The 17,772-nt window shown below is 53.0% G+C and carries 17 protein-coding genes; 14 read left to right on the top strand and 3 right to left on the bottom strand.

The features are described 5' to 3' along the window. Window positions 1-3 precede the first annotated feature (3 nt). From rmuC to tatD, 8 genes are all read left to right on the top strand, one after another. Window positions 4-1,431, top strand: a complete 1,428-nt coding sequence (rmuC, locus tag ACJHYD_RS20315) for a DNA recombination protein RmuC (protein WP_000347712.1) — start codon at window positions 4-6, stop codon at window positions 1,429-1,431. Window positions 1,432-1,525: 94 nt separating this feature from the next. Then, entirely contained in the window at window positions 1,526-2,281 is a 756-nt protein-coding gene (gene ubiE, locus ACJHYD_RS20310) for a bifunctional demethylmenaquinone methyltransferase/2-methoxy-6-polyprenyl-1,4-benzoquinol methylase UbiE (RefSeq protein WP_000227958.1), read from the top strand. A 13-nt stretch (window positions 2,282-2,294) separates the two neighbouring features. After that, window positions 2,295-2,900 (top strand): ubiquinone biosynthesis protein UbiJ, encoded by a 606-nt coding sequence (ubiJ, locus tag ACJHYD_RS20305; protein ID WP_001309097.1) that lies wholly within the window; start codon window positions 2,295-2,297, stop codon window positions 2,898-2,900. Beyond that, window positions 2,897-4,537 carry a ubiquinone biosynthesis regulatory protein kinase UbiB gene (ubiB, locus tag ACJHYD_RS20300; protein ID WP_000187543.1) on the top strand — a complete coding sequence of 547 codons (1,641 nt, stop codon included), beginning with the start codon at window positions 2,897-2,899 and terminating at the stop codon, window positions 4,535-4,537. Before ubiJ ends, ubiB begins: the two co-directional genes overlap by 4 nt. A gap of 78 nt (window positions 4,538-4,615) precedes the next feature. Beyond that, window positions 4,616-4,885 (top strand): Sec-independent protein translocase subunit TatA, encoded by a 270-nt coding sequence (tatA, locus tag ACJHYD_RS20295; protein ID WP_001295260.1) that lies wholly within the window; start codon window positions 4,616-4,618, stop codon window positions 4,883-4,885. 3 nt (window positions 4,886-4,888) lie between these two features. Beyond that, window positions 4,889-5,404 carry a Sec-independent protein translocase protein TatB gene (gene tatB, locus ACJHYD_RS20290; RefSeq protein ID WP_000459594.1) on the top strand — a complete coding sequence of 172 codons (516 nt, stop codon included), beginning with the start codon at window positions 4,889-4,891 and terminating at the stop codon, window positions 5,402-5,404. Window positions 5,405-5,406: 2 nt separating this feature from the next. After that, complete coding sequence (tatC, locus tag ACJHYD_RS20285) at window positions 5,407-6,183, top strand: Sec-independent protein translocase subunit TatC (protein ID WP_000109943.1); 777 nt, start codon at window positions 5,407-5,409, stop codon at window positions 6,181-6,183. Window positions 6,184-6,224: 41 nt separating this feature from the next. Further along, a complete protein-coding gene (tatD, locus tag ACJHYD_RS20280) occupies window positions 6,225-7,007 on the top strand; it encodes a 3'-5' ssDNA/RNA exonuclease TatD (protein ID WP_001551988.1) in 783 nt (260 codons plus the stop codon). Here the strand turns inward: tatD and rfaH are convergent. After that, window positions 7,004-7,492, bottom strand: coding sequence for a transcription/translation regulatory transformer protein RfaH (rfaH, locus tag ACJHYD_RS20275; protein WP_001192406.1), 489 nt, complete (start codon window positions 7,490-7,492; stop codon window positions 7,004-7,006). The two genes, tatD and rfaH, sit on opposite strands and share 4 nt — an antisense overlap. Before the next feature lie 166 nt (window positions 7,493-7,658). On the opposite strand from rfaH, the gene ubiD reads away from it, so the two are divergent. Continuing rightward, window positions 7,659-9,152 carry a 4-hydroxy-3-polyprenylbenzoate decarboxylase gene (gene ubiD / locus ACJHYD_RS20270; protein ID WP_000339783.1) on the top strand — a complete coding sequence of 498 codons (1,494 nt, stop codon included), beginning with the start codon at window positions 7,659-7,661 and terminating at the stop codon, window positions 9,150-9,152. A 45-nt stretch (window positions 9,153-9,197) separates the two neighbouring features. Then, entirely contained in the window at window positions 9,198-9,899 is a 702-nt protein-coding gene (gene fre, locus ACJHYD_RS20265) for an NAD(P)H-flavin reductase (protein WP_001306785.1), read from the top strand. Between the two features lie 190 nt (window positions 9,900-10,089). Here fre and fadA read toward each other — a convergent pair whose 3' ends face one another. Then, complete coding sequence (gene fadA, locus ACJHYD_RS20260; protein WP_001551989.1) at window positions 10,090-11,253, bottom strand: acetyl-CoA C-acyltransferase FadA; 1,164 nt, start codon at window positions 11,251-11,253, stop codon at window positions 10,090-10,092. 9 nt (window positions 11,254-11,262) lie between these two features. Beyond that, complete coding sequence (gene fadB, locus ACJHYD_RS20255; RefSeq protein WP_001551990.1) at window positions 11,263-13,452, bottom strand: fatty acid oxidation complex subunit alpha FadB; 2,190 nt, start codon at window positions 13,450-13,452, stop codon at window positions 11,263-11,265. A gap of 189 nt (window positions 13,453-13,641) precedes the next feature. Between fadB and pepQ the strand changes: the two genes are divergently transcribed. Genes pepQ through hemG form a run of 4 tightly spaced genes read left to right on the top strand, consistent with a single transcriptional unit; the run spans window position 13,642 to window position 17,634 of the window. Then, on the top strand, window positions 13,642-14,973 hold the full coding sequence (pepQ, locus tag ACJHYD_RS20250) for a Xaa-Pro dipeptidase (protein WP_000444561.1): 1,332 nt from the start codon (window positions 13,642-13,644) through the stop codon (window positions 14,971-14,973). After that, the gene (locus ACJHYD_RS20245; protein WP_001296979.1) at window positions 14,973-15,587 is read left to right on the top strand and encodes an IMPACT family protein; all 615 of its coding nucleotides are present in this window, start codon (window positions 14,973-14,975) and stop codon (window positions 15,585-15,587) included. The genes pepQ and ACJHYD_RS20245 overlap by 1 nt, the downstream gene beginning before the upstream one ends. 38 nt (window positions 15,588-15,625) lie before the next feature. After that, the gene (gene trkH / locus ACJHYD_RS20240; protein ID WP_000545677.1) at window positions 15,626-17,077 is read left to right on the top strand and encodes a Trk system potassium transporter TrkH; all 1,452 of its coding nucleotides are present in this window, start codon (window positions 15,626-15,628) and stop codon (window positions 17,075-17,077) included. A gap of 11 nt (window positions 17,078-17,088) precedes the next feature. Beyond that, the gene (gene hemG / locus ACJHYD_RS20235) at window positions 17,089-17,634 is read left to right on the top strand and encodes a menaquinone-dependent protoporphyrinogen IX dehydrogenase (protein ID WP_000853964.1); all 546 of its coding nucleotides are present in this window, start codon (window positions 17,089-17,091) and stop codon (window positions 17,632-17,634) included. Window positions 17,635-17,772 lie beyond the last annotated feature (138 nt).

Here is a 17,772-nt window from a genome sequence, read left to right as displayed (position 1 = left end):
GTTGTGGATTTCTCAATCATGGTTTACGCAGTTATTGCGTTGGTGGGTGTGGCAATTGGCTGGCTGTTTGCCAGTTATCAACATGCGCAGCAAAAAGCCGAGCAATTAGCTGAACGTGAAGAGATGGTCGCGGAGTTAAGCGCGGCAAAACAACAAATTACCCAAAGCGAGCACTGGCGCGCTGAGTGCGAGTTACTCAATAACGAAGTGCGCAGCCTGCAAAGTATTAACACCTCTCTGGAGGCCGATCTGCGTGAAGTAACCACGCGGATGGAAGCCGCACAGCAACATGCTGACGATAAAATTCGCCAGATGATTAACAGCGAGCAGCGCCTCAGTGAGCAGTTTGAAAACCTCGCCAACCGTATTTTTGAGCACAGCAATCGCCGGGTTGATGAGCAAAACCGTCAGAGTCTGAACAGCCTGTTGTCGCCGCTACGTGAACAACTGGACGGTTTCCGCCGTCAGGTTCAGGACAGCTTTGGTAAAGAAGCACAAGAACGCCATACCCTGACCCACGAAATTCGCAATCTCCAGCAGCTCAACGCGCAAATGGCCCAGGAAGCGATCAACCTGACGCGCGCGCTGAAAGGCGACAATAAAACCCAGGGCAACTGGGGCGAGGTAGTATTGACGCGGGTGCTGGAGGCTTCCGGTCTGCGTGAAGGGTATGAATATGAAACCCAGGTCAGCATCGAAAATGACGCCCGCTCGCGGATGCAGCCGGATGTCATCGTGCGGTTGCCGCAGGGAAAAGATGTGGTGATCGACGCCAAAATGACGCTGGTCGCCTATGAACGCTATTTCAACGCCGAAGATGACTACACCCGCGAAAGCGCGCTACAGGAACATATCGCGTCGGTGCGTAACCATATCCGTTTGCTGGGACGCAAAGATTATCAACAGCTGCCGGGGCTGCGAACCCTGGATTACGTGCTGATGTTTATTCCCGTTGAACCCGCTTTTTTACTGGCGCTTGACCGCCAGCCGGAGCTGATCACCGAAGCGTTGAAAAACAATATCATGCTGGTTAGCCCGACCACGCTGCTGGTGGCGCTGCGCACTATCGCCAACCTCTGGCGCTATGAGCATCAAAGTCGTAACGCCCAGAAAATAGCCGATCGCGCCAGCAAGCTGTACGACAAGATGCGTTTGTTCGTCGATGACATGTCAGCGATTGGTCAAAGTCTCGACAAAGCGCAGGATAACTATCGCCAGGCAATGAAAAAACTCTCTTCAGGTCGCGGAAATGTGCTGGCGCAGGCAGAAGCGTTTCGCGGTTTAGGGGTAGAAATTAAACGCGAGATTAATCCGGATTTGGCTGAACAAGCGGTGAGCCAGGATGAAGAGTATCGACTGCGGTCGGTTCCGGAGCAGCCGAATGATGAAGCTTATCAACGCGATGATGAATATAATCAGCAGTCGCGCTAGCCCATTGGGGGTAGTTAAGCCGGGTAGAAATCTAGGGCATCGACGCCCAATCTGTTACACTTCTGGAACAATTTTTTGATGAGCAGGCATTGAGATGGTGGATAAGTCACAAGAAACGACGCACTTTGGTTTTCAGACCGTCGCGAAGGAACAAAAAGCGGATATGGTCGCCCACGTTTTCCATTCCGTGGCATCAAAATACGATGTCATGAATGATTTGATGTCATTTGGTATTCATCGTTTGTGGAAGCGATTCACGATTGATTGCAGCGGCGTACGCCGTGGGCAGACCGTGCTGGATCTGGCTGGTGGCACCGGCGACCTGACAGCGAAATTCTCCCGCCTGGTCGGAGAAACTGGCAAAGTGGTCCTTGCTGATATCAATGAATCCATGCTCAAAATGGGCCGCGAGAAGCTGCGTAATATCGGTGTGATTGGCAACGTTGAGTATGTTCAGGCGAACGCTGAGGCGCTGCCGTTCCCGGATAACACCTTTGATTGCATCACTATTTCGTTTGGTCTGCGTAACGTCACCGACAAAGATAAAGCACTGCGTTCAATGTATCGCGTGCTGAAACCCGGCGGCCGCCTGCTGGTGCTTGAGTTCTCGAAGCCAATTATCGAGCCGCTGAGCAAAGCCTATGATGCATACTCCTTCCATGTGCTGCCGCGTATTGGCTCATTGGTCGCGAACGACGCCGACAGCTACCGTTATCTGGCAGAATCCATCCGTATGCATCCCGATCAGGATACCCTGAAAGCCATGATGCAGGATGCCGGATTCGAAAGTGTCGACTACTACAATCTGACGGCAGGGGTTGTGGCGCTGCATCGTGGTTATAAGTTCTGACAGGAGACCGGAAATGCCTTTTAAACCTTTAGTGACGGCAGGAATTGAAAGTCTGCTCAACACCTTCCTGTATCGCTCACCCGCGCTGAAAACGGCCCGCTCGCGTCTGTTGGGCAAAGTGCTGCGCGTGGAGGTAAAAGGCTTTTCGACATCATTGATTCTGGTGTTCAGCGAACGCCAGGTTGATGTACTGGGCGAATGGGCAGGCGATGCTGACTGCACCGTTATCGCCTACGCCAGCGTGTTGCCGAAACTTCGCGATCGCCAGCAGCTTGCCGCACTGATTCGCAGTGGTGAGCTGGAAGTACAGGGCGATATTCAGGTGGTGCAAAACTTCGTTGCGCTGGCAGATCTGGCAGAGTTCGACCCTGCGGAACTGCTGGCCCCTTATACCGGTGATATCGCCGCTGAAGGTATCAGCAAAGCCATGCGCGGAGGCGCAAAGTTCCTGCATCACGGCATTAAGCGCCAGCAACGTTATGTGGCAGAAGCCATTACTGAAGAGTGGCGTATGGCACCTGGTCCGCTTGAAGTGGCCTGGTTTGCGGAAGAGACGGCTGCCGTCGAGCGTGCTGTTGATGCCCTGACCAAACGGCTGGAAAAACTGGAGGCTAAATGACGCCAGGTGAAGTACGGCGCCTATATTTCATCATTCGCACTTTTTTAAGCTACGGACTTGATGAACTGATCCCCAAAATGCGTATCACCCTGCCACTACGGCTATGGCGATACTCATTATTCTGGATGCCAAATCGGCATAAAGACAAACCTTTAGGTGAGCGACTACGACTGGCCCTGCAAGAACTGGGGCCGGTATGGATCAAGTTCGGGCAAATGTTATCAACCCGCCGCGATCTTTTTCCGCCGCATATTGCCGATCAGCTGGCGTTATTGCAGGACAAAGTCGCTCCGTTTGATGGCAAGCTGGCGAAGCAGCAGATTGAAGCTGCAATGGGCGGCTTGCCGGTAGAAGCGTGGTTTGACGATTTTGAAATCAAGCCGCTGGCTTCTGCTTCTATCGCCCAGGTTCATACCGCGCGATTGAAATCGAATGGTAAAGAGGTGGTGATTAAAGTCATCCGCCCGGATATTTTGCCGGTTATTAAAGCGGATCTGAAACTTATCTACCGTCTGGCTCGCTGGGTGCCGCGTTTGCTGCCGGATGGTCGCCGTCTGCGCCCAACCGAAGTGGTGCGCGAGTACGAAAAGACCTTGATTGATGAACTGAATTTGCTGCGGGAATCTGCCAACGCCATTCAGCTTCGGCGCAATTTTGAAGACAGCCCGATGCTCTACATCCCGGAAGTTTACCCTGACTATTGTAGTGAAGGGATGATGGTGATGGAGCGCATTTACGGCATTCCGGTGTCTGATGTTGCAGCGCTGGAGAAAAACGGCACTAACATGAAATTGCTGGCGGAACGCGGCGTGCAGGTGTTCTTCACTCAGGTCTTTCGCGACAGCTTTTTCCATGCCGATATGCACCCTGGCAACATCTTCGTAAGCTATGAACACCCGGAAAACCCGAAATATATCGGCATTGATTGCGGGATTGTTGGCTCGCTAAACAAAGAAGATAAACGCTATCTGGCAGAAAACTTTATCGCCTTCTTTAATCGCGACTATCGCAAAGTGGCAGAGCTACACGTCGATTCTGGCTGGGTGCCACCAGATACCAACGTTGAAGAGTTCGAATTTGCCATTCGTACGGTCTGTGAACCTATCTTTGAGAAACCGCTGGCCGAAATTTCGTTTGGACATGTACTGTTAAATCTGTTTAATACGGCGCGTCGCTTCAATATGGAAGTGCAGCCGCAACTGGTGTTACTCCAGAAAACCCTGCTCTACGTCGAAGGGGTAGGACGCCAGCTTTATCCGCAACTCGATTTATGGAAAACGGCGAAGCCTTTCCTGGAGTCGTGGATTAAAGATCAGGTCGGTATTCCTGCGCTGGTGAGAGCATTTAAAGAAAAAGCGCCGTTCTGGGTCGAAAAAATGCCAGAACTGCCTGAACTGGTTTACGACAGTTTGCGCCAGGGCAAGTATTTACAGCACAGTGTTGATAAGATTGCCCGCGAGCTTCAGTCAAATCATGTACGTCAGGGACAATCGCGTTATTTTCTCGGAATTGGCGCTACGTTAGTATTAAGTGGCACATTCTTGTTGGTCAGCCGACCTGAATGGGGGCTGATGCCCGGCTGGTTAATGGCAGGTGGTCTGATCGCCTGGTTTGTCGGTTGGCGCAAAACACGCTGATTTTTTCATCGCTCAAGGCGGGCCGTGTAACGTATAATGCGGCCTTGTTTAATCATCATCTACCACAGAGGAACATGTATGGGTGGTATCAGTATTTGGCAGTTATTGATTATTGCCGTCATCGTTGTACTGCTTTTTGGCACCAAAAAGCTCGGCTCCATCGGTTCCGATCTTGGTGCGTCGATCAAAGGCTTTAAAAAAGCAATGAGCGATGATGAACCAAAGCAGGATAAAACCAGTCAGGATGCTGATTTTACTGCGAAAACTATCGCCGATAAGCAGGCGGATACGAATCAGGAACAGGCTAAAACAGAAGACGCGAAGCGCCACGATAAAGAGCAGGTGTAATCCGTGTTTGATATCGGTTTTAGCGAACTGCTATTGGTGTTCATCATCGGCCTCGTTGTTCTGGGGCCGCAACGACTGCCTGTGGCGGTAAAAACGGTCGCGGGCTGGATTCGCGCGTTGCGTTCACTGGCGACAACGGTGCAGAACGAACTGACCCAGGAGTTAAAACTCCAGGAGTTTCAGGACAGTCTGAAAAAGGTTGAAAAGGCGAGCCTCACTAACCTGACGCCCGAACTGAAAGCGTCGATGGATGAACTACGCCAGGCCGCGGAGTCGATGAAGCGTTCCTACGTTGCAAACGATCCTGAAAAGGCGAGCGATGAAGCGCACACCATCCACAACCCGGTGGTGAAAGACAATGAAGCTGCGCATGAAGGCGTAACGCCTGCTGCTGCACAAACGCAGGCCAGTTCGCCGGAACAGAAGCCAGAAACCACGCCAGAGCCGGTGGTAAAACCTGCTGCGGACGCTGAACCGAAAACCGCTGCACCTTCCCCTTCGTCGAGTGATAAACCGTAAACATGTCTGTAGAAGATACTCAACCGCTTATCACGCATCTGATTGAGCTGCGTAAGCGTCTGCTGAACTGCATTATCGCGGTGATCGTGATATTCCTGTGTCTGGTCTATTTCGCCAATGACATCTATCACCTGGTATCCGCGCCATTGATCAAGCAGTTGCCGCAAGGTTCAACGATGATCGCCACCGACGTGGCCTCGCCGTTCTTTACGCCGATCAAGCTGACCTTTATGGTGTCGCTGATTCTGTCAGCGCCGGTGATTCTCTATCAGGTGTGGGCGTTTATCGCCCCAGCGCTGTATAAGCATGAACGTCGCCTGGTGGTGCCGCTGCTGGTTTCCAGCTCTCTGTTGTTTTATATCGGCATGGCGTTCGCCTACTTTGTGGTCTTTCCGCTGGCATTTGGCTTCCTTGCCAATACCGCGCCGGAAGGGGTACAGGTATCCACCGACATCGCCAGTTATTTAAGCTTCGTTATGGCGTTGTTTATGGCGTTTGGTGTCTCCTTTGAAGTGCCTGTGGCAATAGTGCTGCTGTGCTGGATGGGGATTACCTCGCCAGAAGACTTACGCAAAAAACGCCCGTATGTGCTGGTTGGTGCATTCGTTGTCGGGATGCTGCTGACACCGCCGGATGTCTTCTCGCAAACGCTGTTGGCGATCCCGATGTACTGTCTGTTTGAAATCGGTGTCTTCTTCTCACGCTTTTACGTTGGTAAAGGGCGAAATCGGGAAGAGGAAAACGACGCTGAAGCAGAAAGCGAAAAAACTGAAGAATAAATTCAACCGCCCGTCAGGGCGGTTGTCATATGGAGTACAGGATGTTTGATATCGGCGTTAATTTGACCAGTTCGCAATTTGCGAAAGACCGTGATGATGTTGTAGCACGCGCTCTTGACGCGGGAGTTAATGGGCTACTCATCACCGGTACTAACCTGCGTGAAAGCCAGCAGGCGCAAAAGCTGGCGCGTCAGTATTCATCCTGTTGGTCAACGGCGGGCGTACATCCTCACGACAGCAGCCAGTGGCAAGCTGCGACTGAAGAAGCGATTATTGAGCTGGCCGCGCAGCCAGAAGTGGTGGCGATTGGTGAATGTGGTCTCGACTTTAACCGCAACTTTTCGACGCCGGAAGAGCAGGAACGCGCTTTTGTTGCCCAGCTACGCATTGCCGCAGAATTAAACATGCCGGTATTTATGCACTGTCGCGATGCCCACGAGCGGTTTATGACATTGCTGGAGCCGTGGCTGGATAAACTGCCTGGTGCGGTTCTTCATTGCTTTACCGGCACACGCGAAGAGATGCAGGCGTGCGTGGCGCATGGAATTTATATCGGCATTACCGGTTGGGTTTGCGATGAACGACGCGGACTGGAGCTGCGGGAACTTTTGCCGTTGATTCCGGCGGAAAAATTGCTGATCGAGACTGATGCGCCGTATCTGTTCCCTCGCGATCTCACGCCAAAGCCATCATCCCGGCGCAACGAGCCAGCCCATCTGCCCCATATTTTGCAACGAATTGCGCACTGGCGTGGAGAAGATGCCGCATGGCTGGCTGCCATCACGGATGCCAATGTTAAGACACTGTTTGGGATTGCGTTTTAGAGTTTGCGGAACTCGGTGTTCTTCACACTGTGCTTAATCTCTTTATTGATAAGATTAAGTAACAGCATGGAGCGAGCCTCGCCGTCGGGTTCGGTGAAAATGGCCTGAAAACCTTCGAACGCGCCTTCGGTAATAATCACCTTATCACCCGGATAAGGGGTTGCCGGATCGACAATGTCTTTCGGTTTATATACCGATAGCTGATGAATCACCGCCGATGGGACTATCGCTGGCGATGCGCCAAAGCGCACGAAGTGGCTGACACCGCGGGTCGCGTTGATAGTCGTGGTATGAATCACTTCTGGATCAAATTCCACAAACAGGTAGTTGGGGAACAATGGTTCACTGACTGCAGTACGTTTGCCACGCACCATTTTTTCCAGGGTGATCATCGGTGCCAGGCAATTCACAGCCTGTCTTTCGAGGTGTTCCTGGGCACGTTGAAGTTGCCCGCGCTTGCAGTACAGTAAATACCAGGATTGCATAATGACTCTTATCCGTTTAATCGGGGCGCAAGGATAGCAAAAGCTTTACGCTAAGTTAATTATATTCCCCGGTTTGCGTTATACCGTCAGAGTTCACGCTAATTTAACAAATTTACAGCATCGCAAAGATGAACGCCGTATAATGGGCGCAGATTAAGAGGCTACAATGGACGCCATGAAATATAACGATTTACGCGACTTCCTGACGCTGCTTGAACAGCAGGGTGAGCTAAAACGTATCACGCTCCCGGTGGATCCGCATCTGGAAATCACTGAAATTGCTGACCGCACTTTGCGTGCCGGTGGGCCTGCGCTGTTGTTCGAAAACCCTAAAGGCTACTCAATGCCGGTGCTGTGCAACCTGTTCGGTACGCCAAAGCGCGTGGCGATGGGCATGGGGCAGGAAGATGTTTCTGCGCTGCGTGAAGTCGGTAAATTATTAGCCTTTCTCAAGGAACCTGAACCGCCAAAAGGTTTTCGCGACCTGTTTGATAAACTGCCGCAGTTCAAGCAAGTATTGAACATGCCGACAAAGCGACTGCGTGGTGCGCCGTGTCAGCAAAAAATTATCTCCGGCGATGACGTCGATCTTCACCGTATCCCCATTATGACCTGCTGGCCGGAAGACGCCGCGCCGCTGATTACCTGGGGGTTGACCGTGACGCGTGGCCCGCATAAAGAGCGGCAGAATCTGGGTATTTATCGTCAACAGTTGATTGGTAAAAATAAACTGATTATGCGCTGGTTGTCGCATCGCGGCGGCGCGCTGGATTTCCAGGAGTGGTGTGCGGCGCATCCGGGCGAACGTTTCCCGGTTTCTGTGGCGCTGGGTGCCGATCCCGCCACGATTCTCGGTGCAGTCACCCCCGTTCCGGATACGCTTTCAGAGTATGCGTTTGCCGGATTGCTGCGCGGCACCAAAACCGAAGTAGTAAAGTGTATTTCCAATGATCTCGAAGTGCCCGCCAGTGCGGAGATTGTGCTGGAAGGGTATATCGAACAAGGCGAAACTGCGCCGGAAGGGCCGTATGGCGACCACACCGGTTACTATAACGAAGTCGATAGTTTCCCGGTATTTACTGTGACGCATATTACCCAGCGTGAAGATGCGATTTATCATTCCACCTATACCGGGCGTCCGCCGGATGAACCTGCGGTGCTGGGTGTCGCACTGAACGAAGTGTTTGTGCCGATTCTGCAAAAACAGTTCCCGGAAATTGTCGATTTTTACCTGCCGCCGGAAGGCTGCTCTTATCGCCTGGCGGTAGTGACAATCAAAAAACAGTACGCCGGACACGCGAAGCGCGTCATGATGGGCGTCTGGTCGTTCTTACGCCAGTTTATGTACACTAAATTTGTGATCGTTTGCGATGATGACGTCAACGCACGCGACTGGAACGATGTGATTTGGGCGATTACTACCCGTATGGACCCGGCGCGGGATACTGTTCTGGTAGAAAATACGCCTATTGATTATCTGGATTTTGCCTCGCCTGTCTCCGGGCTGGGTTCAAAAATGGGGCTGGATGCCACGAATAAATGGCCGGGGGAAACCCAGCGTGAATGGGGACGTCCCATCAAAAAAGATCCAGATGTTGTCGCGCATATTGACGCCATCTGGGATGAACTGGCTATTTTTAACAACGGTAAAAGCGCCTGATGCGCGTTTGTTTTGCCCTATTTATCGATCCGACAGAGAAAGCGCATGACAACCTTAAGCTGTAAAGTGACCTCGGTAGAAGCTATCACGGATACCGTATATCGTGTCCGCATCGTGCCAGACGCGGCCTTTTCTTTTCGTGCTGGTCAGTATTTGATGGTAGTGATGGATGAGCGCGACAAACGTCCGTTCTCAATGGCCTCGACGCCGGATGAAAAAGGGTTTATCGAGCTGCATATTGGCGCTTCTGAAATCAACCTTTACGCGAAAGCAGTCATGGACCGCATTCTTAAAGATCATCAAATCGTGGTCGATATTCCGCACGGTGAGGCATGGCTGCGCGATGATGAAGAACGTCCAATGATTCTCATCGCGGGCGGCACCGGGTTCTCTTATGCGCGCTCGATTTTGCTGACGGCGCTGGCGCGTAACCCAAACCGTGATATCACCATTTACTGGGGCGGGCGTGAAGAGCAGCATCTTTATGATCTCTCCGAGCTTGAGGCGCTTTCGCTTAAGCATCCAGGTTTGCAAGTGGTGCCGGTGGTTGAACAACCGGAAGCGGGCTGGCGTGGGCGTACTGGCACCGTGTTAACGGCGGTATTGCAGGATCATGGTACGCTGGCAGAGCATGATATCTATATTGCCGGACGTTTTGAGATGGCGAAAATTGCCCGTGACCTGTTTTGCAGTGAGCGTAATGCGCGGGAAGATCGCCTGTTTGGCGATGCGTTTGCATTTATCTGAGATATAAAAAACCCGCCCCTGACAGGCGGGAAGAACGGCAACTAAAACTTTATACAGTGGCATTTAGATCTATGTCGCATCCGGCATTCGGCACACGATGCCTGATGCGACGCTGGCGCGTCTTATCAGGCCTACATTGGTGCCGGATCGGTAGACCGGATAAGGCGTTCACGCCGCATTCGGCAAGTGGTTAAATCCGCTCAAACACCGTCGCAATACCCTGACCCAGACCGATACACATCGTCGCTAGACCAAACTGGGCATCTTTGCGCTCCATCAGATTCAGCAGCGTGGTGCTGATACGCGCACCGGAACAACCCAGCGGATGACCCAGCGCGATCGCGCCACCGTTGAGGTTGATCTTCTCGTCAATCTGCTCAATCAGTCCCAGATCTTTAATACATGGCAGGATCTGCGCGGCAAAGGCTTCATTCATTTCAAACACGCCGATATCACTGACAGAAAGCCCCGCTTTTTTCAGTGCCAGCTTCGAGGCCGGAACCGGGCCGTAACCCATAATCGATGGGTCACAACCAACGACCGCCATCGAACGCACGCGGGCGCGCGGCTTAAGACCTAATTCATGGGCGCGGCTTTCACTCATCACCAGCATGGCAGCTGCGCCATCGGAAAGCGCAGAAGATGTACCCGCCGTTACCGTACCGCTGACGGGATCAAACGCCGGACGCAGCGTGGCGAGGGCTTCCACGGTGGTTTCCGGGCGAATCACTTCGTCGTAATTAAACTGCTTCAGGACGCCGTCGGCATCGTGACCACCGGTCGGGATAATTTCATTTTTAAATGCACCCGACTGCGTGGCAGCCCAGGCGCGGGCGTGTGACCGCGCGGCAAAGGCATCCTGCATTTCACGGTTGATACCGTGCATACGCGCCAGCATTTCTGCCGTTAAGCCCATCATGCCCGCCGCTTTGGCGACATTGCGGCTCAGGCCGGGGTGAAAATCGACGCCGTGACTCATCGGCACATGGCCCATATGCTCCACGCCGCCAACCAGACATGCCTGCGCATCGCCGGTCATGATCATTCGTGCTGCATCATGCAGTGCCTGCATGGATGAACCACACAAGCGATTGACGGTAACCGCCGGGACAGAGTGTGGTACTTCTGCCAGCAGCGCCGCGTTACGGGCGATATTAAAACCCTGCTCCAGCGTCTGCTGCACACAACCCCAGTAAATATCGTCGAGGGCCGCCGCTTCCAGCGTCGGGTTACGCGCCAGCAGGCTACGCATTAAATGAGCGGAGAGATCTTCTGCACGCACTTGACGAAAAGCACCGCCCTTCGAACGGCCCATCGGGGTGCGAATTGCATCGACAATGACAACCTGTTCCATTGTGACTCCTTAAGCCGTTTTCAGGTCGCCAACCGGACGGGCTGGCTCAACCGGGGGATAGTACGGTTCGTTATGACGCGCTTTATTACGCAGACCTTCCGGCACTTCATACAGCGGGCCGAGGTGCTGATATTGCTGTGCCATATCGAGGTATTTTGCGCTACCGAGGGTGTCCAGCCAGCGGAACGCGCCACCGTGGAACGGAGGGAAGCCCAGGCCGTAGACCAGCGCCATATCCGCTTCTGCCGGAGTGGCGATAATGCCTTCTTCCAGACAGCGCACCACTTCGTTGACCATCGGGATCATCATGCGGGCGATAATCTCTTCTTCGCTGAAATCGCGCTTCGGCTGGCTCACTTCTGCCAGCAGGTCGTCAACAGCGGCGTCTTCTTCTTTCTTCGGCTTACCTTTGCTGTCTTCTTTATAACGCCAGAAACCGAGGCCGTTCTTCTGACCAAAGCGGTTGGCATCAAACAGCGCGTCGATGGCATCGCGGTAATCTTTCTGCATCCGCTGCGGGAAGCCTGCTGCCATGACAGCCTGGGCATGATGCGCGGTGTCAATGCCCACAACGTCCAGCAGATATGCCGGACCCATAGGCCAGCCAAACTGTTTTTCCATCACTTTGTCGATCTTGCGGAAATCCGCGCCGTCGCGCAGCAGCTGGCTGAAACCCGCGAAGTAGGGGAACAGCACGCGGTTAACGAAGAATCCGGGGCAGTCGTTAACCACAATCGGCGTTTTGCCCATCTTGCTCGCCCAGGCGACGACTTTCGCGATGGTTTCGTCGGAGCTTTTCTCGCCGCGAATAATTTCTACCAACGGCATCCGGTGTACCGGGTTAAAAAAGTGCATTCCGCAGAAGTTTTCCGGACGTTCCAGCGCGTTGGCCAGCTCGCTGATAGGAATGGTTGAAGTGTTAGACGCCAGCACGGTATCCGGGCGTACTTTTTGCTCGGTTTCTGCCAGCACGGCTTTTTTCACTTTCGGGTTTTCGACAACCGCTTCTACCACAACATCCACGCGGTCAAATCCGGCGTAGTCGAGCGTTGGGTGGATTGTGGAGATCACGCCAGCCAGTTTCAGACCATCGATCTTGCCGCGCTCAAGCTGCTTGTTCAGCAGTTTCGCGGCTTCAGTCATGCCGAGGGTTAACGACTTGTCGTTGATATCTTTCATGATAACCGGCACACCTTTCCACGCAGACTGGTAAGCGATGCCGCCGCCCATAATGCCTGCGCCCAGCACAGCGGCCCGTTTCGGCGTTTCAACGTCTTTGGTGAGTTTCTTCGCTTTGCCTTTTACATATTGATCGTTAAGGAATATGCCGACCAATGCGCGAGCTTCGTTGGTATGCGCCAGCGGGACAAAACTTTTGTTTTCCAGGTTTAGGGCTTCTTCACGACCAAAACGGGCCGCAGCTTCAATGGTTTTTACTGCGGTGATGGGGGCCGGATAATGTTTCCCCGCCGTTTGTGCGACCATCCCTTTAGCGATGGTGAAGCTCATGATGGCTTCAATCTTGCTCAGTTTTAGCGGTTCCAGCTTCGGCTGACGTTTCGCTTTCCAGTCGAGGTCGCCGTTAATGGCCTGGCGTAAAATCGCCATCGCCCCTTCAATCAGTTTTTCTGCTTTGACTACACCATCCACCAGACCGATTTTCAGCGCCTGATCCGCGCCGACATCTTTACCGGCGGCAATGATTTCCAGCGCACTGTCAGCGCCCAGCATACGTGGCATACGTACAGAACCGCCAAAGCCCGGCATGATGCCCAGTTTGGTTTCCGGCAGACCGATGCGCAGATCCGGCGTCGCCAGACGATAATCGGTCGCCAGCACGCATTCGCAGCCACCGCCCAGCGCATAGCCGTTGACGGCAGCAATGGTCGGCACCGGGAGATCTTCCAGGCGATTAAACACGCTATTGGCAAAGTGCAGCCACTGACTTAACTGTTCTTCAGGAACGAGGAACAGGGACAAAAATTCGGTGATATCAGCACCGACGATAAAGGCTGCTTTGTTCGAACGCAGCAGCAGCCCTTTTAGATCTGATTGCTGTTCCAGCACGCCGATGGCCTCGCCGAGGCTGGCGACGGTCGCAGTGTCGAGTTTATTAACTGAACCTGGGGCATCAAATACCAGTTCGGCAATGCCATCTTCCAGCCAGTCAAGGTACAGGGTGTCGCCTTTGTAAAGCATGTCAGTCTCCTGAATCCGCAAGGTGATCTGGTCGTACCAGATGCATCGAAGTGTGTATTTTGTGTTAAAAATATGCAAATAAAAGATTAAAGAAATGCCGATCTGATCACGCTCGGCAGAAATCACGCTCTGGATGAACGATGTGCTAAGATGCGGAGACTTAAGGTCAAAAAAACAGAAGGGTAAAAAATGGAATCACTGGCCTCACTCTATAAAAATCATATAGCTACCTTACAAGAACGGACTCGCGATGCGCTGGCGCGCTTCAAGCTGGATGCGTTACTTATTCACTCCGGCGAACTGTTCAACGTTTTTCTCGACGATCATCCCTATCCGTTTAAAGTGAATCCGCAATTCAAAGCGTGGGTGCCGGTAACTCAGGTGCCAAACTGCTGGCTGTTGGTGGATGGCGTGAACAAGCCGAAACTGTGGTTTTATCTGCCGGTTGATTACTGGCACAACGTCGAACCGCTGCCGACCTCCTTCTGGACTGAAGATGTAGAAGTGATCGCGCTGCCGAAAGCCGATGGCATTGGTAGCCTGCTGCCTGCTGCGCGCGGGAATATCGGTTATATCGGTCCGGTGCCGGAGCGTGCGCTGCAACTGGGTATTGAGGCCAGCAATATCAACCCGAAAGGGGTGATCGACTACCTGCATTACTACCGCTCCTTCAAAACCGAGTACGAACTGGCCTGTATGCGTGAAGCGCAGAAAATGGCGGTCAACGGTCATCGCGCGGCAGAAGAAGCGTTCCGTTCTGGCATGAGCGAGTTCGATATCAATATTGCCTATCTGACCGCGACCGGTCATCGTGATACCGACGTACCTTACAGCAACATTGTGGCGCTTAACGAACACGCTGCGGTGTTGCATTACACCAAACTGGACCACCAGGCACCGGAAGAGATGCGCAGCTTCCTGCTGGATGCCGGGGCCGAATATAACGGCTATGCGGCTGACCTGACCCGTACCTGGTCGGCAAAAAGCGATAACGACTACGCACAGCTGGTGAAAGACGTAAATGATGAACAACTGGCGCTGATCGCCACCATGAAAGCAGGCGTCAGCTATGTGGATTACCACATCCAGTTCCATCAGCGCATCGCCAAACTGCTGCGTAAACATCAAATCATCACCGATATGAGTGAAGAAGCGATGGTCGAAAACGATCTCACCGGACCGTTTATGCCGCACGGTATCGGTCATCCGCTGGGCCTGCAGGTGCATGACGTCGCCGGTTTTATGCAGGATGATAGCGGTACACACCTCGCGGCACCGGCAAAATATCCGTACCTGCGCTGCACCCGTATTCTCCAGCCGGGCATGGTGTTAACCATCGAGCCGGGTATCTACTTCATCGAATCGCTACTGGCACCGTGGCGTGAAGGGCAGTTCAGTAAACACTTTAACTGGCAGAAAATTGAAGCACTGAAACCGTTCGGCGGCATTCGTATCGAAGACAACGTGGTGATCCACGAAAACAACGTGGAAAACATGACCCGGGATCTGAAACTGGCGTGATGGAAAGCTGGTTAATTCCTGCGGCACCAGTCACGGTCGTTGAAGAGATCAAAAAGAGCCGCTTCATAACGATGTTGGCGCATACCGATGGCGTTGAGGCGGCGAAAGCGTTTGTTGAATCGGTGCGGGCAGAACACCCCGATGCCCGCCACCATTGCGTGGCGTGGGTGGCGGGTGCGCCGGATGATTCTCAACAGCTCGGTTTCTCTGACGACGGGGAACCGGCGGGAACGGCCGGTAAACCGATGCTCGCCCAACTAATGGGCAGCGGCGTCGGGGAAATTACCGCTGTGGTGGTGCGCTACTACGGCGGCATATTGCTTGGTACCGGTGGGTTAGTGAAAGCGTATGGCGGCGGAGTGAATCAGGCGCTGCGCCAGCTAACGACCCAACGCAAGACGCCATTAACCGAATATACTTTGCAATGTGAATATAGTCAGTTAACCGGCATTGAAGCGTTGCTGGGGCAGTGTGACGGCAAAATTATCAACAGTGATTATCAGGCATTCGTTCTGCTGCGGGTGGCGCTTCCGGCGGCGAAAGTGGCTGAATTTTCCGCAAAACTGGCGGATTTTAGCCGTGGTTCATTGCAATTGTTAGCGATTGAAGAATAATCCCCACTTCGTTTTGCAGAACTAAGGAAGCGGCAGAGATGCATTTTCGCGCCATTACCCGAATCGTTGGACTACTGGTCATCTTATTTTCAGGGACCATGATTATCCCTGGGCTGGTAGCACTCATCTACCGGGATGGAGCGGGCCGCGCTTTTACCCAGACCTTTTTTGTCGCCCTCGCCATTGGCTCTATGCTGTGGTGGCCGAACCGTAAAGAGAAGGGCGAACTGAAATCCCGTGAGGGGTTTCTGATAGTGGTGCTGTTCTGGACCGTGCTGGGTAGTGTCGGTGCGCTCCCTTTTATCTTCTCGGAAAGCCCGAACCTCACGATTACCGATGCGTTTTTTGAATCTTTCTCTGGCCTGACCACCACGGGGGCCACTACGCTGGTGGGGCTGGATTCGCTCCCTCACGCCATCCTATTTTATCGCCAGATGCTGCAATGGTTTGGCGGGATGGGGATCATCGTGTTGGCGGTTGCGATACTGCCTATCCTCGGCGTGGGTGGGATGCAGCTCTATCGCGCAGAAATGCCCGGCCCGCTGAAAGATAACAAAATGCGCCCGCGAATTGCGGAAACGGCGAAAACCCTGTGGTTGATTTATGTCTTGCTGACCGTCGCCTGTGCGCTGGCGTTGTGGTTTGCCGGAATGGATGCCTTTGATGCCATCGGCCATAGCTTTGCGACTATCGCTATTGGCGGCTTCTCGACACATGATGCCAGTATCGGTTATTTCGACAGCCCGACTATTAACACTATCATTGCTATCTTCCTGCTGATCTCCGGCTGTAACTACGGTCTGCACTTTTCGCTGTTAAGTGGGCGTAGTCTGAAGGTTTATTGGCGCGATCCGGAATTTCGCATGTTTATCGGCGTACAGTTTACGCTGGTGGTTATTTGTACCCTCGTACTGTGGTTTCATAATGTCTACAGTTCGGCGCTGATGACAATTAACCAGGCGTTTTTCCAGGTGGTGTCGATGGCGACAACCGCCGGGTTTACGACTGACAGCATTGCTCGCTGGCCGCTCTTTTTACCGGTACTGCTTTTATGTTCAGCTTTTATCGGCGGTTGTGCCGGGTCAACGGGCGGTGGCCTGAAAGTGATCCGCATCCTGCTGCTGTTTAAGCAGGGGAACCGTGAGCTGAAACGACTGGTGCATCCGAACGCCGTCTATAGCATTAAGCTGGGGAATCGCGCACTGCCGGAACGTATCCTCGAAGCCGTTTGGGGATTTTTCTCCGCCTATGCATTGGTGTTTATTGTCAGTATGCTGGCGATTATCGCCACGGGCGTGGATGACTTTTCTGCCTTTGCCTCAGTTGTTGCGACATTGAATAACCTGGGGCCAGGGCTTGGCGTGGTTGCTGATAACTTTACCAGTATGAACCCGGTGGCTAAATGGATCCTGATTGCCAACATGCTGTTTGGTCGTCTCGAGGTCTTTACATTGCTGGTGCTCTTTACCCCGACTTTCTGGCGTGAATGATGGAGTAATACGTGAAAACATTAATTCTTTTCTCAACAAGGGACGGACAAACGCGCGAGATTGCCTCCTACCTGGCTTCGGAACTGAAAGAACTGGGGATCCAGGCGGATGTCGCCAATGTGCACCGCATTGAAGAACCACAATGGGAAAACTATGACCGTGTGGTCATTGGTGCTTCTATTCGCTATGGTCACTACCACTCTGCGTTCCAGGAGTTTGTCAAAAAGCATGCGACGCGGCTGAATTCGATGCCGAGCGCCTTTTACTCCGTAAACCTGGTGGCGCGTAAACCGGAGAAGCGTACTCCACAGACCAACAGCTACGCGCGGAAGTTTCTGATGAGTTCACAATGGCGTCCCGATCGCTGTGCCGTCATTGCCGGGGCGCTGCGTTATCCACGTTACCGCTGGTACGACCGTTTTATGATCAAGCTAATTATGAAGATGTCAGGCGGTGAAACGGATACGCGTAAAGAAGTTGTCTATACCGATTGGGAGCAGGTGGCGAATTTCGCCCGAGAAATCGCCCATTTAACCGACAAATCGACGCTGAAATAAGCATAAAGAATAAAAAATGCGCGGTCGGAAAATTATTTTAAATTTCCTCTTGTCAGGCCGGAATAACTCCCTATAATGCGCCACCACTGACACGGAACAACGGCAAACACGCCGCCGGGTCAGCGGGGTTCTCCTGAG

This window comes from Escherichia sp. WS1368 (genome assembly GCF_046487485.1).
GTDB classification, from domain to species: Bacteria; Pseudomonadota; Gammaproteobacteria; order Enterobacterales; family Enterobacteriaceae; genus Escherichia; species Escherichia coli.
The sequence above is the reverse complement of the archived record's forward strand: the minus strand, read 5'-3'. Positions and strand labels throughout refer to the sequence as shown.